This is a genomic window from Geodermatophilus siccatus, from assembly GCF_900103785.1.
Lineage (GTDB): Bacteria > Actinomycetota > Actinomycetes > Mycobacteriales > Geodermatophilaceae > Geodermatophilus > Geodermatophilus siccatus.
The window spans coordinates 117,634-143,987 of sequence record NZ_FNHE01000008.1 but is presented as its reverse complement, the minus strand read 5'-3'; the positions used below and the strand labels follow the sequence as shown (position 1 = coordinate 143,987).

Annotated in this window: 21 protein-coding genes, 1 tRNA gene and 1 pseudogene; 16 read left to right on the top strand and 7 right to left on the bottom strand. The window is 72.3% G+C overall.

Annotated elements, in window-relative coordinates; translation table 11 throughout:
* Position 1 precedes the first annotated feature (1 nt).
* The 3 genes from xdhB to uraD all read right to left on the bottom strand — a co-directional run bounded on the left by xdhB (position 2) and on the right by uraD (position 5,937).
* Positions 2–2,449, bottom strand: coding sequence for a xanthine dehydrogenase molybdopterin binding subunit (gene xdhB / locus BLS21_RS15815; RefSeq protein ID WP_091220450.1), 2,448 nt, complete (start codon positions 2,447–2,449; stop codon positions 2–4).
* Positions 2,446–3,909 carry a xanthine dehydrogenase small subunit gene (locus BLS21_RS15810; protein ID WP_091220448.1) on the bottom strand — a complete coding sequence of 488 codons (1,464 nt, stop codon included), beginning with the start codon at positions 3,907–3,909 and terminating at the stop codon, positions 2,446–2,448. Before BLS21_RS15810 ends, xdhB begins: the two co-directional genes overlap by 4 nt.
* 90 nt (positions 3,910–3,999) lie before the next feature.
* Positions 4,000–5,937, bottom strand: coding sequence for a 2-oxo-4-hydroxy-4-carboxy-5-ureidoimidazoline decarboxylase (uraD, locus tag BLS21_RS15805; RefSeq protein ID WP_091220445.1), 1,938 nt, complete (start codon positions 5,935–5,937; stop codon positions 4,000–4,002).
* Positions 5,938–6,430: 493 nt separating this feature from the next.
* Here uraD and BLS21_RS15800 point away from each other — a divergent pair, with 493 nt between their 5' ends.
* The 10 genes from BLS21_RS15800 (at position 6,431) to BLS21_RS25205 (ending at position 16,662) form a co-directional block, all read left to right on the top strand.
* Complete coding sequence (locus BLS21_RS15800; protein WP_091220443.1) at positions 6,431–7,234, top strand: hydroxypyruvate isomerase family protein; 804 nt, start codon at positions 6,431–6,433, stop codon at positions 7,232–7,234.
* 83 nt (positions 7,235–7,317) lie between these two features.
* Complete coding sequence (locus BLS21_RS15795; RefSeq protein ID WP_091220441.1) at positions 7,318–8,196, top strand: 2-hydroxy-3-oxopropionate reductase; 879 nt, start codon at positions 7,318–7,320, stop codon at positions 8,194–8,196.
* Between the two features lie 67 nt (positions 8,197–8,263).
* Positions 8,264–10,063, top strand: coding sequence for a glyoxylate carboligase (gene gcl, locus BLS21_RS15790; RefSeq protein WP_091220435.1), 1,800 nt, complete (start codon positions 8,264–8,266; stop codon positions 10,061–10,063).
* 9 nt (positions 10,064–10,072) lie between these two features.
* Complete coding sequence (locus BLS21_RS15785; RefSeq protein ID WP_091220424.1) at positions 10,073–11,269, top strand: glycerate kinase; 1,197 nt, start codon at positions 10,073–10,075, stop codon at positions 11,267–11,269.
* Positions 11,270–11,273: 4 nt separating this feature from the next.
* A complete protein-coding gene (locus BLS21_RS15780; RefSeq protein ID WP_245700472.1) occupies positions 11,274–11,633 on the top strand; it encodes an allophanate hydrolase-related protein in 360 nt (119 codons plus the stop codon).
* 57 nt (positions 11,634–11,690) lie between these two features.
* A complete protein-coding gene (locus tag BLS21_RS15775) occupies positions 11,691–12,368 on the top strand; it encodes a GntR family transcriptional regulator (protein WP_139177160.1) in 678 nt (225 codons plus the stop codon).
* Positions 12,369–12,572: 204 nt separating this feature from the next.
* Positions 12,573–13,925 carry a family 43 glycosylhydrolase gene (locus BLS21_RS15770; RefSeq protein ID WP_091220407.1) on the top strand — a complete coding sequence of 451 codons (1,353 nt, stop codon included), beginning with the start codon at positions 12,573–12,575 and terminating at the stop codon, positions 13,923–13,925.
* A gap of 728 nt (positions 13,926–14,653) precedes the next feature.
* Complete coding sequence (locus tag BLS21_RS15765; RefSeq protein WP_175479587.1) at positions 14,654–15,067, top strand: YybH family protein; 414 nt, start codon at positions 14,654–14,656, stop codon at positions 15,065–15,067.
* A gap of 193 nt (positions 15,068–15,260) precedes the next feature.
* The gene (locus tag BLS21_RS15760) at positions 15,261–16,334 is read left to right on the top strand and encodes an endonuclease/exonuclease/phosphatase family protein (RefSeq protein ID WP_091220220.1); all 1,074 of its coding nucleotides are present in this window, start codon (positions 15,261–15,263) and stop codon (positions 16,332–16,334) included.
* Between the two features lie 166 nt (positions 16,335–16,500).
* A complete protein-coding gene (locus BLS21_RS25205) occupies positions 16,501–16,662 on the top strand; it encodes a hypothetical protein (RefSeq protein ID WP_175479586.1) in 162 nt (53 codons plus the stop codon).
* Here the strand turns inward: BLS21_RS25205 and BLS21_RS15755 are convergent.
* Positions 16,657–18,015 carry an FAD-dependent oxidoreductase gene (locus BLS21_RS15755; protein WP_091220218.1) on the bottom strand — a complete coding sequence of 453 codons (1,359 nt, stop codon included), beginning with the start codon at positions 18,013–18,015 and terminating at the stop codon, positions 16,657–16,659. The two genes, BLS21_RS25205 and BLS21_RS15755, sit on opposite strands and share 6 nt — an antisense overlap.
* 86 nt (positions 18,016–18,101) lie before the next feature.
* On the opposite strand from BLS21_RS15755, the gene BLS21_RS15750 reads away from it, so the two are divergent.
* The 4 genes from BLS21_RS15750 to BLS21_RS15735 all read left to right on the top strand — a co-directional run bounded on the left by BLS21_RS15750 (position 18,102) and on the right by BLS21_RS15735 (position 21,561).
* The gene (locus BLS21_RS15750; RefSeq protein ID WP_091220215.1) at positions 18,102–18,740 is read left to right on the top strand and encodes a TetR/AcrR family transcriptional regulator; all 639 of its coding nucleotides are present in this window, start codon (positions 18,102–18,104) and stop codon (positions 18,738–18,740) included.
* Between the two features lie 332 nt (positions 18,741–19,072).
* On the top strand, positions 19,073–20,002 hold the full coding sequence (locus BLS21_RS15745) for an NAD-dependent epimerase/dehydratase family protein (RefSeq protein WP_091220784.1): 930 nt from the start codon (positions 19,073–19,075) through the stop codon (positions 20,000–20,002).
* Complete coding sequence (locus tag BLS21_RS15740; protein ID WP_091220212.1) at positions 19,999–20,946, top strand: RNA polymerase sigma-70 factor; 948 nt, start codon at positions 19,999–20,001, stop codon at positions 20,944–20,946. Before BLS21_RS15745 ends, BLS21_RS15740 begins: the two co-directional genes overlap by 4 nt.
* A 231-nt stretch (positions 20,947–21,177) precedes the next feature.
* On the top strand, positions 21,178–21,561 hold the full coding sequence (locus BLS21_RS15735) for a DoxX family protein (protein WP_091220209.1): 384 nt from the start codon (positions 21,178–21,180) through the stop codon (positions 21,559–21,561).
* A 235-nt stretch (positions 21,562–21,796) separates the two neighbouring features.
* Here the strand turns inward: BLS21_RS15735 and BLS21_RS15730 are convergent, their stop codons facing one another.
* Entirely contained in the window at positions 21,797–23,959 is a 2,163-nt protein-coding gene (locus tag BLS21_RS15730; RefSeq protein WP_091220207.1) for a S8 family serine peptidase, read from the bottom strand.
* A gap of 304 nt (positions 23,960–24,263) precedes the next feature.
* Positions 24,264–24,470 (bottom strand): annotated as a pseudogene (locus tag BLS21_RS15725) (IS5/IS1182 family transposase); the annotation flags it as partial.
* A gap of 397 nt (positions 24,471–24,867) precedes the next feature.
* Between BLS21_RS15725 and BLS21_RS15715 the strand changes: the two are divergent.
* On the top strand, positions 24,868–25,530 hold the full coding sequence (locus tag BLS21_RS15715; protein WP_091220201.1) for a tyrosine-type recombinase/integrase: 663 nt from the start codon (positions 24,868–24,870) through the stop codon (positions 25,528–25,530).
* 239 nt (positions 25,531–25,769) lie between these two features.
* Here the strand turns inward: BLS21_RS15715 and BLS21_RS15710 are convergent.
* Positions 25,770–25,842, bottom strand: a tRNA-Asn gene (locus BLS21_RS15710).
* A gap of 140 nt (positions 25,843–25,982) precedes the next feature.
* Here BLS21_RS15710 and BLS21_RS25950 point away from each other — a divergent pair.
* Positions 25,983–26,303, top strand: coding sequence for a hypothetical protein (locus tag BLS21_RS25950; protein ID WP_245700470.1), 321 nt, complete (start codon positions 25,983–25,985; stop codon positions 26,301–26,303).
* Positions 26,304–26,354 lie beyond the last annotated feature (51 nt).

Below are 26,354 nucleotides of genomic sequence, written 5' to 3'. Positions count from 1 at the left end.
CTCACGTGCGGGTCATCAGCTGCTGGGCGCGTTCGGAGAACGGCACCATGGGCGGCGCGTCCGGGCCCGGCTGGTCGGGGAGGACGCCGGGGGCGCCCTCGTCGACGTGCCCGTGCTCGGTGCTCCGCCGGGCCTGCTCGACGGCCCAGTAGACGGCCTCCGGCGTCGCGGGCGAGGCCAGGTCGACGCTGAGCCCCGGTGGGCCGAACGCGGCAGCGGCCTGGCGCAGCGCCTCGCGGACGGAGAAGGCGAGCATCAGCGGCGGCTCCCCGACGGCCTTGGAGCCGTACACCACGCCCTCCTCGGTCGCGTTGCGCAGCAGTCGCACGTTGAACTCCTCGGGCATCTCCGAGAAGCTCGGCAGCTTGTAGGTGCTGGCCGCCTGCGTGGCCAGCCGCCCGTGGTGCGGGCCCTCGCGTTCCTCCCAGCGCAGGTCCTCGAGGGTGAGCCACCCGGCGCCCTGCACGAAGCCGCCCTCGATCTGCCCCAGGTCCACCAGCGGCGAGAGCGAGTCGCCGACGTCGTGCACGATGTCGACCCGCCGGGTGCGGTACGCCCCGGTGAACCCGTCGACCTCGACCTCCGCCGCCGCGGCGCCGTAGGCGAAGTACTTGAACGGCTCGCCCTGCATCCGCGACGAGTCCCAGTGCAGGCCCTCCGTCCGGTAGAAGCCCGCGGCCCACAGCTGGACGCGCTGGAAGTAGGCCGCCGTGACGACCTCCTCCCACGTGAGCCGGTCGCTGGCGAACGCGATGCCGTGCACCGAGCCGTGGGCGAAGCGCACGTCGGCGGGGCTGATCCCGAGCCGCTCCGCGGCGACCTGCGCCAGGCGCTCGCGGATCTGCTCGCAGGCGTTCTTGATCGCCGCCCCGTTGAGGTCGGCGCCGGAGCTCGCCGCCGTGGCCGACGTGTTGGGCACCTTGTCGGTGCGCGTCGGCGCCAGCCGGACCCGGGACAGCGGGACCCCGAGCGTGGTCGCCGCGACCTGCAGCATCTTGGTGTGCAGGCCCTGGCCCATCTCGGTGCCGCCGTGGTTGATCAGCACCGACCCGTCCTTGTAGACGTGCACGAGGGCGCCGCCCTGGTTGAACGCCGTCAGGTTGAACGAGATGCCGAACTTGACCGGGGTGACCGCCAGGCCCCGCTTGCGGTGCGGGTGGGTGGCGTTGAACTCCTCGATCTCCCGCTGCCGTCCGGCGACGTCGCTCGTCTCGAGCAGCTCCTGCCAGATGGTCGCCAGCCGCTCGGGGTGGCGCACCGGCTGCCCGTAGGGCGTCGTCCGGCCCGCGGTGTAGAAGTTGCGGCGCCGCAGCTCGGCCGCATCGAGCCCGAGCAGCGGCGCGCAGCGGCCCAGGACGTCCTCGATCACCAGCATGCCCTGCGGACCGCCGAACCCGCGGAACGCCGTCTGCGAGGTCTTGTTGGTCTTCGCGATCCGGCCGTTCACCCGGACGTTCGGGATCCAGTAGGCGTTGTCGACGTGGCACAGCGCCCGGGCCAGCACCGGCTCGGACAGGTCGAGGCTCCAGCCGCCGTCCGAGGTCAACGTGGCGTCCAGCGCCTGCAGGCGGCCGGACTCGTCGAAGCCCACCCGCCACCGGGCGGCGAACCCGTGCCGCTTGCCCGACATGGTCATGTCCTGCGAGCGGTTGAGCCGCAGCCGGACCGGCCGGCCGGTGAGCGTGGCGCCCAGCGCGGCGATCGCGGCGAAGCCGTGCGGCTGCATCTCCTTGCCGCCGAAGCCGCCGCCCATCCGCAGGCACTGCACGGTGACCTGCGAGTTGGTCAGCCCGAGCACGTGGGCCACGATCTCCTGGGTCTCCGACGGGTGCTGCGTGCTGCTCTGCACGAACACCTGACCGTTCTCGTCGACGTGCGCCAGGGAGCAGTGCGTCTCCAGGTAGAAGTGCTCCTGGCCGGCGAACTCCAGCTCACCGCTGAACACGTGCGCCGCGCCGGCGAGGCCGGCCTCGACGTCGCCGCGCTCCAGGCGCGGCTGACCGCCCTGGAAGCTGCCCGCGGCGATCGCCTCCCGGACGGTCACCAGCGCGGGCAGGGGCTCGACCTCGACCTGGACCGCCTCCGCGCCGAGCCGGGCGGCCTCGATCGTCTCGCCGAGCACCCAGCAGACGGCGTGGCCGTAGAACATGACCTCGTCGGGGAACAGCGGCTCGTCGTGCTTGACCCCGGCGTCGTTGACCCCGGGGACGTCCGCGGCGGTGAGCACCCGGACGACGCCGGGGACCGCGTGGGCCGGCTCCGTGCGCAGCGCGGTCACGCGGGCGTGCGCGTGCATGACCTGCACGGGCCAGGCGTGCAGCACGTCTTTCGTGCGCCCCACCAGGTCGTCGGTGTAGAGGGCCTGGCCCGTGACATGCAGGGCGGCGCTCTCGTGCGGCACGGCCCGGCCCACGACCGGCTCGGCCGGCCGCTCGGACAGCGCACTCATGCTCCCACCTCCGAAGGCGTCGGGTTCTCGGCGAACAGCCGGTGCAGGGCCTGGCCCAACATCGCCGACCGGTAGGCGGCGCTGGACCGGTGGTCGTCGAGCGGGGTGCCCTCGCCGGCCAGCACGGCGGCCGCCTCCCGCACCGTGTCGGCGTCCCACGGCCGGTCGGTGAGGGCCTCCTCGGTGGCCCGGGCGCGCACCGGCGTGGCGGCCACCCCGCCGAGGCCGATCCGCGCCCGCCGCACGACGCCGCCGCGCACGTCGAGGGCGAAGGCGATCGCGACGCTGGAGATGTCGTCGAAGCGCCGCTTGGCCACCTTGTGGAAGGCGGCCAGCCCGGCCGGGGGCAGCGGCACCCGGACGGCGCGGATGACCTCGTCGGCGCGTCGCACGCTGCGGCGGTACCCGGTGAAGTAGTCGGCCAGTTCGACCTCGCGCTGGCCGTCGAGCGAGGCGAGGACGACGGTGGCCTCGAGGGCCAGCAGCGCCGGCGTCGTGTCGCCGATGGGCGAGCCGGTGCCGAGGTTGCCGCCGATCGTGGCGCCGTTGCGGATCAGCCGCGAGGCGAACTGGGGGAAGACCTGGTCGAGCAGCGGGAGCCGTCCGGCGAGCCGCTCCTCGACCTCCGACAGGCTCAGCGCCGCACCGATCTCCACCGCGGAGTCCGTGACGGCGAAGCCGCGCAGCTCCGGGAGTTGGTCGATCGCCACCACCAACGGCGCGCGCTGCCCGCGCAGGTTGACGTCGACGCCCCAGTCGGTGCACCCGGCGACGAGCAGCGCCTCGGGCCGCTCGGCCAGCAGGGTCAGCGCCTCGGCGAGCCCGGACGGCCGGACGAACTCCGCCCCGTCGGCGGCGACGCGGGTCGCGGGCACCTCCGGTGGCGGCTGGCTGCGCCGGGCCGCCAGCAGGTCGTCGTCCTCCGGGGCGCCGAGCGCGAAGGCGGCGTCGCGGATGGGCCGGTAACCGGTGCAGCGGCAGAGGTTGCCGCTGAGGGCGTGCAGGTCGAACCCGTTCGGGCCGTGCAGGTGGTCCGGCCCGCCGCCCCCGTGGCCGTCGGAGGCCGCGGCCGGGGCGCGGTCGGCGCGGTAGTACTCCGCCGCCATGCTGCAGACGAAGCCGGGGGTGCAGTACCCGCACTGCGAGCCGCCCCGCTCGGCCATCTCCCGCTGGACGGGGTGCAGCGCGTCCGGGGTGCCCAGGCCCTCGGCGGTCACGAGCTCCTGCCCGGCGAGGGCGGCGACGGGGACCAGGCAGGCGTTGAGGGCCGTCCACCGCGTGGGGGTCGTCCTCCCGGGCCGCGCGACGAGGACGGAGCACGCCCCGCACTCCCCCTCGGCGCAGCCCTCCTTGCACCCGACGAGTCCCTGCGTCCGCAGCCAGTCGAGCGCGGTGGTGTGTGGCGTGGTGCCGTCGAGCGGGATCGACCGCCCGTTCACGGTGACGGCTGGCGACTGCATCGCTGCTGCTCCTGTCTGTCTCGGGCCGGCCGGGCGGCGGTCCGCCGCCCGGCCGGGGCCGGAGGTCGCCTCCAGCCTCCCGCGTGCTGGTTACAGCGCGGTCGCGCCGTAGCGCTGGGTCCGCGCGCTGTGGATCGGGTTGGCGTCGGCCACCAGGTCGTCGAACCGGTGCCCGGCGATCTTCGCGATCTCGATGAGCGCGGCCGCGTGCTCCTGGACGGGCGAGTTCTGCATGCGGGCCCGGCCCTGCTCGAGGATCCGCTCCCGGCTGGGGTTGTCGCGGACGCAGACGATGAGCGGGAAGCCGAACTTCTCCCGGTACGCGGTGGTCACCTCGCGGAAGGCGGCGTGGTCCTCGTCGGTCAGCCGGGTGAGGCCCGCGGTCGCCTGGTCGAGGGTGGACTGCTCCCCCGCCGTCCCCTCGGCGACCGTGTCGCTGCCCAGCGCCGGGTAGGCGTCCATCAGCTGCCGCTGCTGCTCCGGGGTGGCCGCGAACAGGGCCTCCTGGAAGGCCAGCCGCAGCGAGGCGGTGTCGGCGAACGGCCGCTGGGTGTAGGCGTTCTCCACCACCCACGTCGGGCCCTGGAACAGCCGGCCGAAGGTGGCGACGAACTCCTCGCGGCTCATCGCGTTGACGTCCTGCAGCCGGACCTGCCGCTGCCCCGGGATGCCGGCGACGGCGGGGCCGTGGGGGCGCCCGATGTGGTGGAAGACGGCGTTCAGCACGATCGCGGAGATGCTGCCCAGCGTGATGCCGCTGCCGAGGATGATCCGGGCCCACGACGGCACCGCCTCGGCGATCCCCGGCTGGACGGTGACCAGCAGCGCCAGCCCCAGGCTGGTGGCGACGATGACCACGTTGCGGTGGTCGTTGAAGTCCACCCGGCTCAGCGTCTGGATGCCGACGACCGCCACGGTCGCGAACATCGCCAGCGCCGCCCCGCCGAGCACGGGGTGCGGGATGCCGGCCACCACGGCACCGGCCTTGGGCACCAGGCCGACGAGGATCATGAAGCCGCCCGCCGCGGCGACGACCCAGCGGCTCTTCACCTGGGTGAGGCGCACCAGGCCGACGTTCTCGGCGAAGCAGGTGTAGGGGAAGGAGTTGAGGACGCCGCCGATCGTGGTGGCCAGGCCGTCGGCGCGCAGCGCCGCGGCGATGTCCTTGCGACCGACCCGCTTGTCGACGATCTCGCCCGTGGCGAACACGTCACCGGTGGTCTCCACCGCGGTGATCAGCATGACAACGATCATCGACACGATGGCGGCCAGGCTGAACTTCGGCCAGCCGAAGTAGAACGGCGTGGTCACGCCGATCCACGACGAGTCGGCCACCGCGCCGAAGGTGGCGTCGCCCAGCGCCCAGGCGGTCAGCGTGCCGACGACCAGCCCGACCAGGACGGCGACCGTCGCCAGGAAGCCGCGGAAGAACCGCTGCATGAGCACGATCAGGGCCAGCGTGCCCAGCGCGTACGCGAGGTTGCGCGCGTTGCCCGGGTCCGGGTCGGCCGCGCCACCGACGGCATCGGCCGCGGCCACCGGGAGCAGCGCGATGCCGATGATCGTGATGACCGACCCGGTGACGACCGGGGGGAAGAACCGGATGAGGCGGCTGAAGTACGGGGCGATGGCGAAGGTGAACAGCCCGGCGACGATGACCGCGCCGTAGATGACGAGCAGCCCCTCGGTCCCGCCGCCCGCGGCCAGCCCGATGGCGATCATCGGCGAGACCGCGGTGAAGGTGACGCCCTGCAGCAGCGGCAGGCGGACGCCGACCTTCCAGAAGCCGACCGACTGGATGATCGACGCGATGCCGCAGGTGAACAGGTCGGCGTTGATCAGGTGGATGAGCTCGCGGTCGGACAGTCCGATGGCGCCGGCCAGCAGGATCGGCACGATCACCGCGCCGGCGTAGAAGGCGAGCAGGTGCTGGATGCCGTAGACCGCGAGCTTCCCCGCAGGAGGGACCTCGTCGACGGGGTGCTTGCGGCGCTTGCCCGGCGCCGCGGGTGGGGCTGTGGTGGACATGGCGCTCCTCGTTGAGCCGGTCGGCTGGTCTCCGCCGGGCGGAGTGGTCGTCCCCGTTGCTCGTGCGCAGGGTCTGTGCCGACGCCGCGCACCACCAGGCCCGCGTCCTCCCCGCTGCCGCCCCCGGCCGGGCCCGGTCCGAGGAGGGTCAGCCGGCCGGCGGAGGCCGGGCGCGGCGGCCCGGTGTCGCAGCGTCCACGGGACCTCCCGGACAGGGGCTCGGCGCACCGCGGGACGGTGCGGTGCCGGAGGACGCTAGGAGCGCGAATGGACCGGGTCAACGAGATCCCGTGCGATATACGAAATACTCTCGTCGAGAGAGCGCCACCGGCCCGATTCCAGATATCCGATATATCGACCCTCGAGGCGGGATCGGCCGTTGACCGCGCTTCCCACCGTACTTACTGTCCCCACAGCAATTCCGCAGGGGTCCGCGATGCCGACGACACGACTCGTCGCGGATCCCCCTCTCGACCGAATCATGGAAGAAGTGATGGTCGCTCCCCCCCTCCGGTACGAGGTCAACTGCTCCATTCTCTTTCCCGAGCTGCCACTGCTGGAGCGCCCGGCGGCCGCGAAGCGGGCCGGGTTCGACGCCGTCGAGTTCTGGTGGCCGTTCCCGGTCGCCGTGCCGTCGGAGTCCGACGTCGACGCCTTCGTCCGCGCCGTCCGCGACGCCGGCGTCCGACTGGTCGGGCTCAACTTCTCCGCCGGTGACATGCCGGGCGGGGACCGGGGGCTGGTGTCCTGGCCCGCGCGATCCTCGGAGTTCCGGGACAACGTCGACGTCACCGTCGGGATCGGCGAGCAGCTCGGCTGCCGCGCCTTCAACGCCCTCTACGGCAACCGGGTCGACGACGCCCGGCCGGAGGAGCAGGACGCCCTGGCGGTGGAGAACCTCGCGCTCGCCGGCCGGGCCGCGGGCCGGGTCGGCGGCACGGTCCTCGTCGAGCCGGTCAGCGGCGCGCCCCGGTACCCGCTGCTGACCGCCGCGGACGCCGTCGGGGTGATCGACCGCGTCGCCGAGGAGACCGGGGTGACGAGCCTGGGCTTCCTCTGCGACCTGTACCACCTGGCCGTCAACGGTGAGGACCTCGACCGGGTGATCGCCACGTACGGCTCGCGGGTCGCGCACGTGCAGATCGCCGACGCGCCCGGCCGGCACGAGCCCGGCACCGGGGAGCTCGACCTCGACCGGTACCTCGGCCGGCTCGCGGACGCCGGTTACGACGGCTGGGTCGGGCTGGAGTACGTGCCCAGCGGCGCCTCGGCCGACAGCTTCGGCTGGCTGCAGTAAGGACCTCCCTGCCCCACCACTCGCGAGCTCGCGGCGGGCCCCTGCAGGGAGCCACGCCCGACTGATCCGGAGGAAGAGCTCCTATGACGACGGTCGCCTTCATCGGCCTCGGCATCATGGGCGGCCCGATGGCCGCCAACCTGGTCACGGCCGGCTTCGACGTCATCGGCCACAACCGCAGTCCCGAGCCCGTCCAGCGGCTCGTCGAGCGGGGCGGGCGTGGAGCCGGCAGCCTCGCGGAGGCGGTGCGGGACGCCGACGTCGTCGTCACCATGGTCCCCGACTCCCCGGACGTCGAGGCGGTCACCATCGGCGAGGACGGCTTCTACGGCCTGGTCAAGCCGGGGACCCTGCACATCGACACGAGCTCGATCCGCCCGGACGTCGCGAAGCGGGTCGCCGAGGCGGGCCGCGAGCGCGGGGTCCGCGTCCTCGACGCCCCGGTGAGCGGCGGCGAGCAGGGCGCGATCGACGCGACCCTCTCGATCATGGTCGGCGGCAGCCCGGAGGACTTCGCCGACAGCCGGCCCGTCCTCGAGGCGGTCGGCAGGACGATCGTGCACGTGGGGCCGGCCGGGTCCGGCCAGACGGTCAAGGCGGCCAACCAGCTCATCGTCGCCGGCACCATCGAGCTCGTCGCGGAGGCCATCGTCTTCCTCGAGGCCCACGGCGTCGACACCGACGCCGCGGTGAGAGTCCTCGCCGGGGGGCTCGCCGGCAACGCGATCCTCGACCGCAAGGCGGCGGCGATGCTCCGCCGCGACTTCACGCCCGGGTTCCGCGTCGAGCTGCACCACAAGGACCTGGGCATCGTGACCTCCGCCGCCCGCGAGGCCGGGGTGGTCATCCCGCTCGGGGCGGTCGTCGCCCAGCTCGTCGCCAGCCTGAAGGCCCAGGGCGACGGCGCCCTCGACCACTCGGCGCTGCTCAAGCTCGTCGAGCAGCTGTCCGGCCGCTCCTGACCCCTCCTCCCGACACCCCACGAGACGACGCGGGGCCCGGCTCCCGGGCTCCGGAGACAGGAGACCCATGCCTCGCATGAGGGCCATCCAGGCCGCGGTGCAGATCCTCCAGCGCGAAGGCGTGACGCACGCCTTCGGCGTGCCCGGAGCGGCGATCAACCCGCTCTACGCCGCGCTCCGCGAGAACGGCACCATCTCCCACGTGCTCGCCCGGCACGTCGAGGGCGCCTCGCACATGGCGGAGGGCTACACCCGGGCCGCGGCCGGGAACATCGGCGTCTGCATCGGGACGTCGGGGCCGGCCGGCACCGACATGATCACCGGGCTGTACTCGGCCTCCGGCGACTCCATCCCGATCCTGTGCATCACCGGCCAGGCGCCGACCGCCCGGATGCACAAGGAGGACTTCCAGGCCGTCGACATCGCCGCGATCGCCGCGCCGGTCACCAAGATGGCGACGACCGTCCTGGAGCCGGCGCAGGTGCCGCGCGCCTTCCAGCAGGCCTTCCACCTCATGCGCTCCGGCCGGCCCGGCCCGGTGCTGATCGACCTGCCCTTCGACGTGCAGATGGCCGAGATCGAGTTCGACGTCGACGCCTACGAGCCGCTGCCGGTCTACAAGCCGCAGGCCACCCGCGCCCAGATCGAGAAGGCGCTCGACCTGCTCGCCACCGCCGAGCGGCCGCTGGTCGTCGCCGGCGGGGGGATCATCAACGCCGACGCCGCCGACCTGCTGGTGGAGTTCGCCGAGCTGGTCGACGTCCCGGTCGTCCCGACGCTGATGGGCTGGGGCGCGATCCCCGACGACCACCGGCTGCAGGCCGGCATGGCCGGGCTGCAGACGTCGCAGCGCTACGGCAACGAGAACCTGCTGGCCTCGGACCTCGTGCTCGGCATCGGCAACCGGTGGGCCAACCGGCACACCGGCGGGCTGGAGACCTACACCCGCGGGCGCACGTTCGTGCACGTCGACGTCGAGCCGACCCAGATCGGGCGGGTGTTCCCCCCCGACCTCGGCATCGTCTCCGACGCCGGAGCGGCGCTGCGGCTCTTCGTCGAGGTGGCCCGGGAGCGGCGGGCGGCCGGGCAGCTGCCCGACCGCGGCGACTGGGTCGAGGAGTGCGCCCGGCGCAAGCGGACCCTGCTGCGCCGCACCCACTTCGACGACGTCCCGATCAAGCCGCAGCGGGTGTACGAGGAGATGAACAAGGCGTTCGGGAGGGACACCCGCTACGTCAGCACCATCGGCCTCTCGCAGATCGCCGGCGGCCAGTTCCTCCACGTCTACCGACCCCGGCACTGGATCAACGCCGGCCAGGCCGGGCCCCTGGGCTGGACCGTGCCCGCGGCCCTCGGCGTCTGCGTCGCCGACCCGGACGCCACGGTGGTGGCGCTGTCCGGCGACTACGACCTCCAGTTCCTCATCGAGGAGCTGGCGGTCGGGGCGCAGTTCAACCTGCCCTACATCCAGGTGCTGGTGAACAACTCGTACCTGGGGCTGATCCGGCAGGCGCAGCGCGCCTTCGACATGGACTTCGCCGTGCAGCTGGCCTTCGACAACGTCAACTCCCCCGAGCTCGGCGGCTACGGCGTGGACCACGTCAAGGTCGCCGAGGGACTGGGCTGCAAGGCCCTGCGGGTGCACGAGCCCGACCGGATCGGCCCCGCCCTGGAGGAGGCCAAGAAGCTGCTGGTCGAGCACCGCGTGCCGGTGGTCGTGGAGGTCATCCTCGAGCGGGTCACCAACATCTCGATGGGCACCGAGCTCGACGAGGTCGTGGAGTTCGAGGAGCTGGCCAGCACGGGCGAGCACGCGCCCACCGCCATCGCCGCGCTCGGGCTCGCGTCCGCCCAGCTCCTCGACTGAGGAGGGCACGTGCGCGTCGTGGTGGCGCCGGACAAGTTCAAGGGCTCCCTGTCCGCGCCGGAGGTCGCCGCTCACCTGGCCATCGGGCTGACCCGTGCCGCCCCGGGGACCGAGGTCGTCCAGGTGCCGGTCGCCGACGGGGGTGACGGGACGCTCGACGCAGCGGTCTCCGCCGGGTACCGCCGGGTGCCGGTGTCCGCACAGGGGCCCACCGGGGAACCGGTGGGGACCGCCTACGCCGAGCGGGACGGCGTCGCTGTCGTCGAGATGGCCGACGTGTCGGGGCTGCGCCGGCTCCCCGGCGGGCGGCCGGCGGCCCGCACCGCGTCGAGCCACGGCACGGGTGAGGTCGTCCGGGCCGCGCTCGACGCGGGGTGCCGGCGCATCGTGCTCGGCATCGGGGGCAGCGCGTCCACCGACGGCGGCGCGGGGCTGGTGCAGGCGCTCGGGGGACGTCTCCTGGACGCCGGGGGCCGCGAGGTCGGCCGCGGCGGTGCCGTTCTGGCGGCCGTCGCGTCGCTGGACCTCTCAGGCCTCCACCCGGCACTGCGGGAGGCGGAGGTCGTCGTCGCCTCCGACGTCGACAACCCGCTGCTGGGCCCGCGCGGCGCGGCCGCCGTCTACGGTCCGCAGAAGGGGGCCTCGCCCGACGACGTCGTCGAGCTGGACGCCGCACTGGCCCGGTGGGCGGAGGCCGTGCGGGTGGCGACCGGCATCGACGTGGCCGACCGCCCGGGCGCCGGCGCGGCCGGTGGGGTCGGGTTCGCGGCGATGGCCACGCTCGGCGCCGCGCTGCGACCGGGCATCGACCTCGTGCTCGACCTCGTCGGCTTCCGCGCCGCGCTGCCCGGTGCGGACCTGGTGGTCACCGGCGAGGGCTCACTGGACGAGCAGACCCTGCACGGCAAGGCACCTGCCGGCGTCGCCGCGGCCGCCCGCGGGCTGGACGTGCCGGCCGTCGCCGTCGCCGGCCGCTCGCTGCTGACCCCTGCGGACCTGGCGCCCACCGGGATCGGCGCCGCGTACGCGCTGACCGACATCGAACCCGACCCTGCCCGGTGCATGAGCGAGGCCGGCCCCCTCCTGGAGCGGCTGGCCGGGCTGGTCGCCGCCGACTGGTTGACCGACGACGACGAGGAGCGATCACGTGACACCACCAGCCGGGTCCGAGGGGAGCGTTCCCGTCCCCCTCTTCCTCAACGGTGAGGGCATGCGCGGTGGTCGGGTGCACCCCGGCATCGCGCGGTACCCGTTCCTCGGTGAGGCGAGGACCGCTCCGCGTTACCGCTTCTACGCCTGCGAGGGCGGCTTCCCGGCCCTGTGGCCGGTCACCGAGGGCGGGGTCTCCGTTCCCGGCGAGCTGTACGCACTGCCGCTGGCGGCCGTCCGCGACGAGTTCATGCCCGTGGAGCCCCCCGAGCTGGAGCTCGCCGTGATCGAGCTCGCCGACGGGTCGGCCAGCCTGGCCGTCGTGCTGCGTCCCGAGGTGCACGCCCGGGGGGAGGGGCTCGTCGACATCTCCGACTCCGGTGGCTGGCGCGCCCACCAGGCGAGTCCAGGGCATCGCTGACGGCCGGGAGGAGGGACACTACCTGCCACACAGGTCAGCAGAGCGAGGTGGCAGGTGGTGACGACGTTCCGACCGCAGACCATGCAGGAGGCGGTCCTCCGGGAACTGCGGCGCCGGATCAACGACGGTGAGCTGCCGCCGGGGACCGTGATCCGGGTCGACGCGGTGGCGGCGGCCCTGGGCGTCAGCCGGATCCCGGTCCGCGAGGCCCTCATGATCCTCGAGGGCGAGGGGCTGGTGACGCACCGGCCGCACGTGGGCTTCGCCGTCCCGAGCCTGACCGCCGAGGAGCTCGAGGAGATCTACTACCTCCGCGCGCTGCTCGAGGACGAGGCCCTGCGGCGAGCGGTGGCGAACGCCACGGACGCCGACCGCGCAGCGGCCCACGAGGCCTGCGCGGCGGCCGAGGACGCGCTCGCCCGGGGACAGGTCAACGCCTTCAGCGACAACGGCCGGCGTTTCCACGCCGTCGTCCTCGCCTCCTGTCGCATGCCGCGCCTCCTCCGTCTCCTCGACGGCCTGTGGGACGCCACCGAGACCTACCGGGCAGCGAACAAGCTGGACGAGACCGGGCAGAAGACCCTGCAGGCCGAGCACCAGGTCATGCTCGACGCCTTCCTGGCCGGGGACGAGCAGCAGCTGGTCGAAGCAGCGGAGCTGCACCGGCAGCACCTCCTCGCCGGAGCCCTCCTCGGCACGGGCCCCGCAGCCGACCCGCCCGCCGACCCATCCTGAGGGCTCGCCACGGCGCCCGGTCGGCCCGGACGCCCAGGCGCTGGTCGGTCGCGGCACCCGGTGCGGCCGGGCCTCCCGCCGGCCCACCCGCCGTGCCATATTCGTCGGGTCCGCACGACCGCCCCACGGCGCCGGCACGTGCCGCTGTGCGGGACGCCTCCGCGCGACGTCGTCCGAGGGCACCACCGCCCCTGGGAGGGCACGATGCCGGGTCCGAGCACCTCTCGCGTCCGTGGTCCCGGGCGCCGGCGTCCCCGTTGCCGCAGGCAGGCGCTCACGCTGCTCGGCCTGCTCGCCGTCCTCCTGCCGCTGCTGGCGGGCGTCGGCGCCGTGCCCGCGCAGGCCGAGAGCTCGCCGTACGGCCGGCAGCTCGCCGTCGAGGGGCTCGCCGACCCCGACGTCTACAAGGTCGACGACGACCTGTACTTCCTGTCCGGGACGTCACCCCAGGACGACCTGCCGATCTACACCTCGACCGATCTGCGCACGTTCAGCCTGCTGCGCCGCTACGACCCCAGCGAGCACGACCCCCTCTACCACTACTGCGCCACGTGGGCGCCGGACCTGGACAAGCAGGGCGACGACTACGTCCTCTACTTCGTGGCCAACCGCGTGTCCAAGGGCGAGCCCTGCCCCTCGGACGACAGCGCGCCGACGATCTTCTACGCGACGGCGCCGGCGGCGGACGGCGACATGCAGTTCGGTGCACCGCAGACGATCGACGGGGACACGGGACATCCCCGCACCCACGTGACGGCGGACTGCCCGGCCGACGGGTGCGACAAGGCGATGCGGCTGGACCCGTCGGTGTACTTCGACGGCTCCCGCCGGTGGATGCACTACACCTGGTTCCTCCCGGAGGGCGGCAACGTGGTGTCGGCCTATCCACTCGACGCGCCGGAGGAGCTCTTCGAGGTGACCCGGCCGACGACGCCGGCCGAGGAGGACGTCAACGAGGCGCCCACCCTCTTCGGCCGTGACGGCCGGCACTACCTCGTCTACAGCCAGGGGCACTACCGGAGCCAGTACGCGATGAGCTACGTGATGGCTGCCCAGGTGAGGGACCTGACCCGCGAGCGCGAGCGGTATTCCCTCTCGTCGCCGCTCGAGACGCACGACGGGCAGCTGATCGAGAACCAGGGGCACAACACCGTCACCGACCGGCACGGCCAGTTCTACACGCTGTACCACGTCGGCCGGTTCACCTCCGCCGGCGTCTTCGCCGGCCGCGACGTCTACGTCCAGCCGCTGGTGTTCAAGGCCGACGGCTCCCTGCACACGATCAACACCGTCGCCCTGCAGTGGGGGGCGGCGCCCCGGGGTGAGTACTCGATCGACGTGCAGACCCGGGACGGCGAGAGCATCACCGCCTGCCTACGCGCCGGCAACGTGCCGTCGGTGGTCTTCAACGAGGTGTGCACGGCCGCCGGCGACCGGGTCGTGCACAAGGCCGACATCGCCGCCTTCCGGATCAACCGGATCGTGGACGGTGAGACGGTGGCCACCACGACACTCCCCTACGACGGCTACACCGACAGCCTCGCCACCACCGTGTGAGCCGGCCGTTCGCGGCCCGCGGTGCGCCGGCCGACCCCGCTCGACCGTTCCTCAGGTGCCCTCCTGGCCGTTTCCCGGTGTCCTCCTGGCCGTTTCCGGTGCAGCGGTCGGCATCCTCGACTCGCTCCCCGATAGTGACGTCCGAGACATCAGCGCCGGGTGGCCGAGCCGACCCGCGGCCGCGGGGAGCACCCCGGTCAGGGTGACGTCGGGCGGTGCCTGCTCCGGTCACGGGCTCACCCGCAGGCATGGGGAGCAGCACATCCGGGCCACGCTCACCACGGTGGCGGGCTCACCCCCAGGCGTCCCGACGGCCATGCCGGCGACTCGCAGCGCTCCGCCACCCGCCTCAGCTCTCCCGGTGCCCAGGACGTCCACACCGGGGACCGGGACCGCGACACCCAGGGGTTCGTCACGGCCTGCCCGGGGGCTTGCCGCCTCCACCTGCGGTGCTGCCCTCCATCGGACTCGGGCCGATGCCCCTGCGAGCTGGTCCTGGCGTCGTTGCGAACCGTCGGCCGACGCTGAACGGGCAGGTCAGCCCTGGAGCAGCTCGTCGGACACCGGTGGTCGATCCCTGCGTCGTGGGTGATGCGTCGGTCGTGGGTTGATCGGTCCTCGGGTGGCGCTGGTCAGGTGACACCGCGGTGACGTTGCTGTGACGTCCTCCGCATAGCGTGGTCGACGGTCCCGGCGCTGGCGTCACCGGAGGCCAGGGAGGCGATCTCGTGACGACCGTCAGCACTCCCCAGGGGCTCCATGCGGCCTTCGAGGCCGCCTTCAACCGACAGGACCTCGAGGCCCTGGTGGCCCTGTACGAGCCGGACGCCGTCATGGCGCAGCCCGACGGGTCCCTCGCCACCGGGCCCGACGCCATCCGTCAGCATCTCGCCGGCGTTCTCGGAGCGAACGGTCACATGGCCGTGCGGACCCGGTACGTGATCGAGTCAGGCGAGCTGGCCCTGTTGAGCCTCGAGTGGAAGCTCACGGCCGGCGACGAGGCGATGTCGGCGGTCACCGCCGAGGTCGCCCGGCGCCAGCCCGACGGCGGCTGGCTCTACGTCCTCGATCATCCGTTCGCGAGCCGGGAGCCGGACGCAGCGGCCGCGAGCGGGCCAGCGGCGGCATCGGCCGGCAGCTGACACAGACACATCTCGTCGCACCGGCTCGCCTCACAGCGAGGTTCATCGCCTGGTGGCCCCGAAGGCCGGCGAGTCCATCCCTGCCGCCCTCGAGGAGGAGCTCCGGCGAGAGGAACCCTCTCGTGGTCGCGCGCACAGGGCGGCGCGACCTGCAGCCCGAGGTGGACTCCGCAGCCTGGGGAGGTGCGGCGACGTGCGGATCGGCACGTGGGATCTGGAGAACCTGCTCCGCCCCGAGGACGAGGCCGGGCCCGGCGATCCGGCCGGGTACGGGGCCGAGCCGGCAGCCCTGGCCGAGGTCGTCGTGCGGACGGCGCCCGACGTGCTGGCGGTGCAGGAGGTCGGCAACCCCGATGCTCTCGCGGACGTGGCCGAGCGGGCCGGCGGCGCGTGGCACTGTGTGACCGCCGGCGTGGAGCCGAGCCAGCGGCCGATCCGGGTCGGCTTCCTGTCCCGACCGCCGCTGACCGACGTCGCGGAGGTCACCGGCTCTCCGCCGGAGCGGGCGGCCGATCGATCTGCTCACCTGCCATCTGAAGTCCGAGCTGCCGGCCTCTCCGCCCGGCCCGGAGATGGGCACCGACGGGGGTCAACCGGGCCGACCGGTCGAGGACTCGATCGGTATTCCGACTGTCACAGGAGCGTAGCCATGACTTCGATCTCCGGTCTGCAATGCAAGGATCTGCGTCGCCTCTTCCGGATGGCGCTCGTAGGCGTTGCGGCCTTGCTCGTGGTGTTCCTCACCACCTCACCGGCCGCAGCCCAGGTCCAAGACCCCCAGTGTGCGCCGGCGACCATAACCGGCACCGGCGGCAACGACACCATCACGATCAGCATCGTGACGAGCAACAGCAGGATCGACGGATTGGACGGCAACGACACCATCTACGACCTGGGCAGCGGTAACCAGGTCTGCGGTAGCGCCGGTAACGACACGATCTGGGGCAACGAGAGCAACAACGGATTCCGTGGTGGGATGGGCAACGACACGCTCATCGGAGAATCCCAGATCGACTTCCTCAATGGTGGCCCCGGCAATGACACGCTCTTCGGCGGCACCTTCGGCGATGTTCTGATCGGCGATCAAGGAAACGACACGATACACGGTCAGCAGGACAGCGACACCATCTTCGGCGACGCCAACAACGACACGCTCCACGGCGGCCCGGGGAACGACCTCATCGACGGTGGTCCGGGCAATGACACCTGCGTCGGCGGCCCTGGTGCCGATACGTTCGAGGAGTGCGAGGTGGTACAGCAGGATTGATCGGCAGAAGATGCGCATCGCACGCTTCAGGTCGACCAGGACCCGTCCCGACCACCTGTTTGCCCCCAAGGGCTACAGTCCCCGGCTCAACACGTCGCCGCCATCCGCTCGACCGGGCTGACCGCGTCCCTCGGCCCCAGTGGTCGGGTACCTCCCGGAAGGCGGCGTGGTGCGCTTCGACGGCGCCGACCTCGTCGTCGAGGCGGACGCCGTGCTCCAGCAGCTGCGCGGCGGTCCGCGCCACGCACTCACGCGGCAGCGGCTCGACGACCCCTGCAACGTCGACCTTCGGGAGCCTGCGCGATCGCAGGACGGCGGCCGTTCATGATGCGCTCCTCTCGAGGTAGCTGGGGATTGGGGCCACCGCCGTCTCGAGGCGGGCGCCCGGAATGGCTCGCGCCCACTCGGCGATCGAGACGAGCTCGTCGCGCGTGGGGCCCTGAGCCGTCGGCTGACGCCAGCCGGTCTCGTAGACGGCGCGGGCCAGCGGCTCGGCGGCAGCCAGCGACGCCGGCAACGCGGTCATGGCCAGGAAGCCGGCGACGTGGGGTTCGATCCGGGGGTCGGCTCGAGCAGCCGCGACGATGGCTGCCGAGGTCAGGGGCTGGGTGAGGTCGAGGTCGTGGCCCTGCCAGCGGCGTACCGACTCGGCGTCGAAGGCGAGGTGGTCCTCGACCCACGGGAGGATCCACGTGTCGCACCAAGCGCCGAAGGGCGCTGCGATGGTGGCGGGGTCGGCGCCGGCGTCGAGCAGCTGCAGGAGTGCGCCGATCTGCATGCTGGCCATGGCGAGCCCTCGGCCAGCCGTGGGCGCCGTGGTCGCGACTGCGTCACCGACGGCGACCAGACCGGGCCGTTCGAGCTGCCGCCGGTAGGTGTTGAGCAATCCACCACCGACGATGACGCCGCTGGTGGGCGTGGCGACGCGGGCGTCGGTCCATTCGGCCAGCCCGGGAATCGCCCGGCAGGCGGCCTCGAAGGCGCTCGGGTGACGCAGGGCACCCAGGCCGGCGTCGGCGCTGGGCCGGATGATCACGATCGAGACGTGGCCGTGTTCGTGCGGAAAGGCGTAGCTGTCGTATCCGTGGAACCGGGCGCTCCACGCGAACGGCGTGGCCGGGGCACCCGGCGGCTCGCCCGGGTGCCGGCGGTAGGTCCGGGACACATAGGCCATGCCGGCGTCCCCGCGGATCTGCGGCGGCGTCAGCCGGGAGAGGCGGCCGCTCGCGTCGACGACCAGGTCGGCGCTCACGGTCGATCCGTCCACGACTGCACCCACGACCCGACCGCCCCGCTCGGCGAGGCCGTCGACGTGACCGACCGCGACGGTCAGCCCGTCGGCTTCTGCTGCCGCCCGGCGGAGGGCTCGCTCGTAGGTGACGCGGCGGGACCGCACCCCGACCGCTGGCGTGCAGGCGTCGGGGGCGGGCAGGTCGATCGGTTCCGCACCGAGGTCGAGCCACGCGCGCCACGCCTCGGGCCACTCGGCGAGCAGCAGGTCACGCACCTGCGGGCGGAACCCGTGCGCCTGCTGGAACTGCATCACACCCCGGCGCCGCCACGAGCCGTCCAGTGCGGGGCCGGGGTCCCTGTCGACGGCCACGACTCGATGGCCGCGCCGGGCGAGGGCCGCGCCGAGGGTCAGTCCTGTGGGTCCGGCGCCGACGATGACGACGTCCATGGTTCCACCATCCGTTACACTGAAAATGTGTTGATTACACTAGTAGTGCTGTCAAGTCGATCGATGCGGCCTGCGGAGCCGCGCGCATGACGGCCGGCGGCCGCCCGTACCGCTCCGCCCTGCGTGACGAGCAGTCACGGGTCACGCGCCGGCGGATCGTCGACGCCGGAGCCGCGCTGTTCGTGGAGAGCGGCTATGTCCCGACCACGATCGACGCCATCGCCGAGCGTGCAGGGGTCAGCCGCAGGACCGTCTTCACCTCGGTCGGCGCGAAGGCCGCCGTCCTGAAGCTCGCCTTCGACTGGACGCTCGCCGGCGACGAGGAACCGGTGGCCATCGCGGACCGGCCGGAGGTGCAGCGGATGATGCAGGGCGAGGACCCTGCCGAACTGCTCGCCGCGTGGATGGCGATGAACGCCGCCATCAACCAGCGGCTCGCCACGCTGCACCACGTCCTCGTCGTGGCAGCCGACGCCGACCCCGAGGCTGCAGCCCTCCTCGCCACGACCGACGACCAGCGGGCCGAGGGCGCCCGAGATGTCGTCGGCCGCGTCGCCGACCTCGGCGGGCTTCCGCCCGGACTCGATCGCGAACAGGCTGCCGCCATCGCCGACGCCCTGATCGACCCGACGCTCTACCAGCGCCTGGTCGGCACGTGGGGCTGGACGTTCGAGACCTACGTCGGGAACCTGCAGCGGATGGCGGCTGCGTCACTGCTGGCGTAGCAGCACGAGCAACGGCAGGCGCCGCGCCGCCGGCGGCCGGCTGGTGGGAACCGTCGAGCCGCACAGCGGCTCCGTGCTGATCCCGCCGGGTGCCGCGCTGGTCGTGGTCTCGACGGCGGGGGGCTCGTCAGTCGCTGTCCGTCGAACGTCGCCGGTGCGGCCTCGACCACGCCGACGCTGCGGCGCACCGCGAGCCGGCAGCCTTCGGACCGGGGCGGCCGCGCAGCCCTCGTCTCGGGAGAGGGGTGCGCCGGGACCTCGATGTCACAGATGGCCGGGGCTGTCTCGTCACCGGACCGAGAGCCGATCCTGCGATCAGGAAGGTGATGGTCATGCGGGTGTTCGTGGCCGGTGGCACCGGGGCGATGGGACGGCGGCTGGTGCCGCAGCTGGTGGCCCGGGGCCACCAGGTGACCGCTACGACGACGGGCTCGGGCAAGTTGGGCCTGCTGGAGCAGCTGGGCGCCGCCGGTGTCGTGATGGACGGGCTGGATGCGGTGTCGGTCGGTGCAGCCGTGGCGGCCGCCCGGCCCGACGCGATCGTGCACCAGATGACCGCGATCAGCCCCGCCCACGCCGGCAAGCCCGACATGAGGCACATGGACCGGTTCTTCGCCACCACCAACCAGCTGCGCACCGAGGGGACCGACCACCTGCTGGCCGCGGCCGAGGCGGCCGGCGTCTCCCACGTCGTCGCCCAGGGCCACGCCAGTTGGAACGGGATCCGCGAGGGCGGATGGGTCAAGACCGAGGAGGACCCGCTGGACCCGGGCCCGCCGAGCATGCGCAAGGGCATGGCGGCGATGCGCCACGTCGAGGACGTGGTCGTCGAGGCCGGTGGCGCGGTCCTGCGATACGGCGGGTTCTACGGGCCGGGCGCCACCGACGACGTGGTCGAGCTCGTGCGCAGGCGGCAGTTCCCCCTCGTCGGGGGCGGCACCGGCTACAGCTCGTGGGTACACCTCGACGACGCGGCGAGCGCCACCGTCCTGGCCGTGGAGCAGAAGGCGACCGGCGTGTTCAACATCGTCGACGACGAACCGGCGCCGGCCAGGGAGTGGCTGCCCTACCTGGCTGCGTGCACGGGCGCGAAGCGGCCGATGCGGGTCCCCACGTGGCTCGCCAGGCTGTTGGCCGGGGACGTGGCGGTGACGATGATGACCGAGGGGCGCGGTTTCTCCAACGCCAAGGCCAAGCGCGAGCTCGGCTGGGAGCTGCGCTATCCGTCGTGGCGGCAGGGCTTCAGGGAAGGGTTGGCGTGACCCTGGCCGAGGAGTTCGAGGAGCTGCGGTCGCTGCTGTTCGCGATCGCCTACCGGATCCTCGGCAGTGTCAGCGAGGCCGAGGACGCGGTCCAGGAGACCTGGCTGCGCTTCGAGTCCTCCCCGACACGACCCACGTCGACCAAGGCCTTCCTCTCGGCCGTCGTCACCCGGATCTCGATCGACGTGCTGCGCTCCGCCCGCGTGCGGCGGGAGGAGTACGTCGGGCAATGGCTCCCCGAGCCGCTGCTCGACGACCCCTACGAGGATCCGGCGCGCTCGGCGGAGTTGGCCGACTCGGTGTCGATGGCGGCCCTGCTCCTGCTCGAGCGGCTCAGCCCGCTCGAGCGCGCGGTCTTCGTGCTGCGGGAGGTGTTCGGGTTCGGTTTCCCCGAGGTCGCCTCGGCGGTGGGGAGGTCGGAGGCGGCGTGCCGCCAGCTCGCGGTGCGGGCGCGCCGCCACATGGACGCTGGGCGCCCGCGGTTCGAGGCCGACCGGAGGGAGCGCGAGGAACTCGCCAAGCGCTTCTTCGACGCCTTCAGGGAAGGGGACGTCGACGGTCTGCAAGAACTGCTCGCCGCCGACGTCCAGTTGGTCGGGGACGGCGGCGGGAAGGCCCCGCAGCTGGCCAGGGCCGTCATCGGTGCCGCGAAGGTGGCCCGGCTGCTCGCCTCGATCGCCCCTCCGTTGGTCCGGATCGACGTGACGTTCGAGCCGCACGAGATGAACGGCCAGGCGGGCGCGATCTTCCGCGATCGGAACGACAGGGTCCTCTTCACCTGGACGCTCGACATCCTCGACGGGCGGATCCAGACGATCCACTCGCTGATCAACCCCGACAAGCTCGGGCACCTGGGTCCGGTGGCGGACGCCTGGTCCGTCACCCGCGAGGTGAGCCGGGCTCGCCGATCGACTCGAGAACGGAACGGGTCAGCGCCGAGCTAGCAACCGCGACCTCCGGCGGGCCTGTCGAAGAGCTCCCGAGGACGACAGCCGGGAGTGCCCCCCGCAGCAGAAACTCCCCTTCCCTCACCGCGCCACCCGGCCTCACGCGATGAAGTGCCGGAACCGGGCGCGGCGACCTCCAGCTCAACCGATCCGGGTCAGGACCTCGCCCACGACACCTCCACTGCCTCGACACCTCCAGCGCCAATCGGGAGTGCAAGGAGAGACCTCATGAACCTCGCTCTGTGGATCATCGCCGGACTCCTGGCCGCCGTGTTCCTCTTCGCCGGCTCCACCAAGTTGTTCATGTCCCGGGAGAAACTGGCCCAGGCTCCCGGCGGTGGATGGGTCCTGGACGTCAGCGCCGGCTTCGTTAAGGCTCTCGGAGCCGTCGAGATCCTGGGTGCCGTCGGCCTGATCCTGCCCGCCCTGCTCGGCATAGCGCCGGTTCTGGTGCCGCTGGCCGCTGTCGGTCTGGCGACGATCATGGCGGGCGCGGCGATCGTGACCTACCGCCGTCAGGAGTCCACTCACGTGCTGGTGGACGTGACCTATCTCGCCATGGCCGTCTTCGTGGCGTTCGGCCGCTTCGGCCCCGAGTCCTTCACCGTCTGACCGGGTGCGGTGCCTTCTGGATGCCGGCCCTGGACTGATCGAGCGGCCAGCTGGGACTGCCCCCAGTCCGGTTGACTCCAACCCGCACGCTCCACGCTTCCTCCCAGAACCTGCAGATCCTTGACACCCCTGCCAGCCCACCGAAACCCTGCGGACGCTCACCCGGACGCCCAGAAGGCAACCGACGAGGACCGGCACCACGCCATCCGGCCATTCACCAGGCCGCCGCCTGAGATCAAATGGCGAGCTGAGTCCCCATGCTGCCGCCGTGGTCGATGACCTGACTGATGTCAACGGGCGCGGCCGAGAAACCGGTACCGTTGGAGACGGCGAGCGCGAAGTCCTGGCGCAAAGCTGGAGCTAATGTCGGAATACCGAACGGCACGTCGATTCCGTGCACCTCAATCGTCCAGGTGCCCGCGGTCGGCGCGGCCACGTGGACGCGTTGCACGTTGTTGGTGGGGTTGGGGAACGCGGTGACGTCGCCGTCGATGGGGGCACCGCCACCGGGCGGGAGAAGCCGGAGGTACAGCCGGTTCTGTAGTCCCTTGCCCGGCGAATCGGTCCACGCCAGCGTGACGCGGAGCGGCAGGTTGGGAGCGGCTACCTGCACCGTCAGCCGACGGACCTCGCCAGTGGCGACGGCCAGGTGCACGTCGTCGCTGATCGCCTGCTGGCCGGTGGGTGGCGGTGACAGCAGCTGCTCGAGGTCGAGCCAGCCGAAGCCGCGGGTGTTGTCGGGTGCGGTGGAGACGCCGGCCGGCACGGTTGCGGCGTTGACGATCATCGCTTTCATCAGGGCGGCCGACGGGGTGGCAACGCCGCGGCGCTCCCGAAGGTACTGCCGTAGCAGTGCCGCCGTCCCACTGGTGATCGGGGTGGCCATGCTGGTGCCGGAGCTGTAGAAGTAGTTCTGCTGTGCCAGCGCTCCTGACCCGGCTGGCGCTGCGGGGGTGTTCTGGTTCCACGTGCCGAAGAAGGGCGCGCCAGGCAGTCCTCGGCCGACGGCCTCCGCGTGCGTCGCCACGCCGTCGGCGTCGTCGGCGTAGAGCGCATCGATGTCGGCCGAGTGCCGCACACCGTCAGGTCCGACATCCGCAGTGCTCACCGTCGAGCGACAGGACAGGATGAACGTGCCCGGTGCGACGATGTCCGGCTTCGTGCGGGTATCCCCGATGTCGTTCACTGGGCCACGCCCCGAGAAGCCGGCGATGTCGTCGGCGTCGTCCGCTTGCTGACTGAAGTTGTTCCGCGTCACGGGCACGTTGGTCTTCGGAGTAGCGGGATTGTGATCGTGGTCCTGCATGTTCGGGTTGATGCTGATCGCCGCCGGCAGCGGCCGCACACTTTCCGACGCTCCCACAGTCAAGCAGTTCTTGGCCGTTCCCGGTGCCTGGACGGTCGACGCTCCAGGTCCCGCGTTCCCCGCCGCGATCACCACCAGCATGTCGGGGTGGTGGAACACGAAGTCGTCGACGTCCTCGGAGAACGCGGTGTACCGGCCCGGGGTGTTGTTCGACCCCCAACTGTTGGAGTGGATACGGGCGCCGTCGGCGTACGCGTCCGTGAACACCCCGGCGACCAGGTCAGCAGGAACAATCAGGCGGGTCGAGTTGTCGGGGCCCATCGCCAACATCGTCAGGCGCGCCCCTGGCGCCATGCCCCGGAGACGGCCGTTGGAGTTGGCTCCGTCACCGAGGATGCTCCCGGACACGTGGGTGCCGTGGTTGTTCAGGTCCGCGCCGTTGGCCGGTGCCTTGACGACGGTGGCCCGGATGTTGACGACGCGACCGGCGAAGTCGGCCAGCACCGTGGCCGCGACCCCGGTGTCCAGGCCACTGTCGGCGACGCCGACGATCTCGCCTGTGCCGTCGAGACCGAGGGTCGTGGCGATGGGCTCGACCTTGGCGAGCGTGCGGGCGACGTCGTTCTGGGTGTGGGGATCGGGCTCGATCTCGACACTCAGGACGCCGTCCAACGAGGCGATGTCTGCCAGCCGGTCGGTCGAGGTGCTCACGACCGCTCGCCGGGGCGTGGCCGTGACGACGTTGCCCAGCTCCGCCAGTTGCTCCTTGGTGACGGCCGGGTCGACGGCCGGGTCGAGGGACACCAGGCCGGTGACCAAGGGTGCGGCTCCAGCATCTGCCACCGTTGTGGCCGCGATAGCCGACGCCGCGCTGAGCGACGGGTCGAGCTTGTCCGTTGCAGCGTAGGCCGAGGCCGTGTCGACGAAGTCGAGCCCCACGAGGTCGGCGGCGGTGGCGCCGCTGTCGCCCCGAAGCCGGTAGGAGCTCTCGGACAACCGGCTGACGAGGCGTAGCCCCAGGTCTTCCAATCGGTGGACCTGATCCTCGCCCAGTGGAGCGTTCGTGGTCAGGTGGATGTCCTGCATCGGCATGCGGGGCTCCTCAAGATGGTGTGACGGAAAGGCGGCTGAGGTCCGCTCCTGGACGGCTAGCTACGAGGTCGGACGAGCTGATCGGGTCCCTCGGCAGCCGGCCAGCACGGATCGAGGCGATGCGGGACGCGGCTGGTCGGGACAAGGGCATGAGGGGTGGTGTCCCCGGCCACATGCAAGCCACAGCGTTCGTCGGTGTGGATTCGCTCGATCACTTTCAGGATCGTGGTCCTGCGTCACCGCGTCATCACCGTGACGTCACAAGCCCTCTGGCCCCGGTGAACCGTCGATGGCGGCGGATCAGCAGCTCGACCGGACCGTCGGCGGGGGGGCCGCGGCCGCCGCGCTTGATCGCCAGCATCGAGTCCAGGATCAACTCGACGAACAGGCTGTCGTGCCGGTTGGCCGCCGAGACGAGCACGTCCAGCGGCAGGCCGTGCACGTCGCCGAGCAGGTGGTACTTGCCGCCGCGCGTGCCCCGATCGATCGGGTTCGGCCCTCGTGCTGCGCCGTGGATCCCCCCGATCACTACAAGCGGCTGAACTGGAGCTCCGCTCCCCCGAGGGGACTCAATCCGATAACCCTGCGACGACCGTCCGGGCCAAGAAGGCAACGCGCGCTGACCGAGCCCCAGCTCCGGCAGCTGCGGGCCGCCCTGTCCTACGACGAGAAGGTGATCGCCCGGGACCTGCCCGACCTGGCGCCTTCCTGATGGCCACCGGGCTGCGCATCGGCGAGGCCTGCGGACTGCCCTGGAACGCCGTGGACCTGCAGGCGGGGACGATCGAATTGCGGGCGGCCGCGGTGCTGCCACGCTGGCACGTCGGAATGCTGCGCGCGCGGGACCCCCGCCTGCACCCGGATGAAGGTCACGGTCACCATCCAGTCTCTCCCGCTCCCATGGGCGGCTGGCGCGATCCCTCGAACACGCCACCGCCCGGCGCACGGCCCGCACCGCCCGCGGCCCCCGGGCGCTCACCGTCGAGGAAGCCCGCTCGCTGCAGGAACGGCTGGTCGTCGACGCCGCGGCGGCCCGCCAGGACCTGCCCGACCTCGTCGCTTTCCTGCTCGGCACCGGCCTGCGCATCGGCGAGGCCTGCGCGCTCCGCCCCTTGGACGTGGACCTCGACGCCGGCACGCTGACCGTGACCGGCACCGTCATCCGCGAGCGAGGTCGCGGCCTGCTCATCCAGGACGTGCCGAAGACCACCGCCGGGCGGCGCACCATCACCCTCCCACCGCGGACGGTTGAGCTGCTCCAGCGCCGCATCACCATTCTGGCCACCGTTGGGGACGACCCGGTGCTCTTCCCCAGCCCGCAGGGACGGCTCCGCGATCCGAGCAACACCAACGGCGACCTGCGCCAGGCCCTCGACCGGGCCGGCTTCCCCTGGGCCACCTCGCACACGTTCCGCAAGACCGTGGCCACCCGGCTGGACGAGGCCGGGTTGTCCGCTCGCCAGATCGCCGACCACCTCGGCCACAGCCGGCCCAGCCTGACCCAGGACGTCTACCTCGGCCGCGGCACCGCCAGCCCGAGGACCGCTGCGGTCATCCGGCGGGCCCTGTAGCGCCTCGAATCCGCGAGGGCTTCTTCACAACCTCGCGCTGCTGGGCACCCCGAGGACCGCAGCCACTACCCGGCCAGCTCTCAGACAGCGGCCCCGCGACGTCGGCCGAGCCAGCGTCGAGAGCCCGTCAGAGGTGCCACCCAGCGCCGTCACGCGCCCCAATGTCACGGGTTTCTTGCGACTCCAGCGACAATTGGTTCCGCCTGGAGGCGCTCACGAGCCGCTGACCTGCGGTGTTGCTCCCCCGATTGGACTCGAACCAATAACCCTGCGATTAACAGTCGCATGCTCTGCCAATTGAGCTACGGGGGATCGGCGGGCGTGCCCGCGCGCAGGGACGAGGTTACCCCACGCCGTCCCCGCAGCCGCGCAGGGCCCTCTGCGTCGCGCGCCACACCGGAACGCGACTACCGTGATCGTCCGGTCCCCCTCGTCTCACCTGGAGGTTCTCCATGGCGAAGCTGTCCTTCCTCGTCGGCTTCGGCGCCGGCTACGTGCTCGGCGCCAGGGCAGGCACGGAGCGCTACGAGCAGATCCGCCGGGCCTGGGAGCAGGCCAAGGACAACCCACAGCTGCAGGGGCTGGCCGGCATGGCGCAGGCCCGAGCCGACGGCGTGCTCAACTCGGCCCGCGCCCGGGTCGGCCTCGGTGGCTCCAGCGACCGCTCGACGGCGTCCCGCCCGGGCTCGGTCCCGCGGGCCCGCACCGCCCCCGGCACCACCCCGGCGTCGGACACGCCGCTGCCGCCGCCGGACACCTCCGGCGGGCTCTGAGCCCCCGGCGGTCGCTGGTCAGGCCCCCTGCAGGGTCCCGCCGCGAGCCTG

What these genes read in the sequence shown, in the direction of transcription:
- xdhB (WP_091220450.1), bottom strand. Translation starts at nt 2,449, where the DNA reads ATGAGTGCGCTGTCCGAGCGGCCGGCCGAGCCGGTCGTGGGCCGGGCC.
- BLS21_RS15810 (WP_091220448.1), bottom strand. Translation starts at nt 3,909, where the DNA reads ATGCAGTCGCCAGCCGTCACCGTGAACGGGCGGTCGATCCCGCTCGAC.
- uraD (WP_091220445.1), bottom strand. Translation starts at nt 5,937, where the DNA reads ATGTCCACCACAGCCCCACCCGCGGCGCCGGGCAAGCGCCGCAAGCAC.
- BLS21_RS15800 (WP_091220443.1), top strand. Translation starts at nt 6,431, where the DNA reads ATGGTCGCTCCCCCCCTCCGGTACGAGGTCAACTGCTCCATTCTCTTT.
- BLS21_RS15795 (WP_091220441.1), top strand. Translation starts at nt 7,318, where the DNA reads ATGACGACGGTCGCCTTCATCGGCCTCGGCATCATGGGCGGCCCGATG.
- gcl (WP_091220435.1), top strand. Translation starts at nt 8,264, where the DNA reads ATGCCTCGCATGAGGGCCATCCAGGCCGCGGTGCAGATCCTCCAGCGC.
- BLS21_RS15780 (WP_245700472.1), top strand. Translation starts at nt 11,274, where the DNA reads ATGCGCGGTGGTCGGGTGCACCCCGGCATCGCGCGGTACCCGTTCCTC.
- BLS21_RS15770 (WP_091220407.1), top strand. Translation starts at nt 12,573, where the DNA reads ATGCCGGGTCCGAGCACCTCTCGCGTCCGTGGTCCCGGGCGCCGGCGT.
- BLS21_RS15755 (WP_091220218.1), bottom strand. Translation starts at nt 18,015, where the DNA reads ATGGACGTCGTCATCGTCGGCGCCGGACCCACAGGACTGACCCTCGGC.
- BLS21_RS15750 (WP_091220215.1), top strand. Translation starts at nt 18,102, where the DNA reads ATGACGGCCGGCGGCCGCCCGTACCGCTCCGCCCTGCGTGACGAGCAG.
- BLS21_RS15745 (WP_091220784.1), top strand. Translation starts at nt 19,073, where the DNA reads ATGCGGGTGTTCGTGGCCGGTGGCACCGGGGCGATGGGACGGCGGCTG.
- BLS21_RS15735 (WP_091220209.1), top strand. Translation starts at nt 21,178, where the DNA reads ATGAACCTCGCTCTGTGGATCATCGCCGGACTCCTGGCCGCCGTGTTC.
- BLS21_RS15730 (WP_091220207.1), bottom strand. Translation starts at nt 23,959, where the DNA reads ATGCCGATGCAGGACATCCACCTGACCACGAACGCTCCACTGGGCGAG.
- BLS21_RS25950 (WP_245700470.1), top strand. Translation starts at nt 25,983, where the DNA reads ATGGCGAAGCTGTCCTTCCTCGTCGGCTTCGGCGCCGGCTACGTGCTC.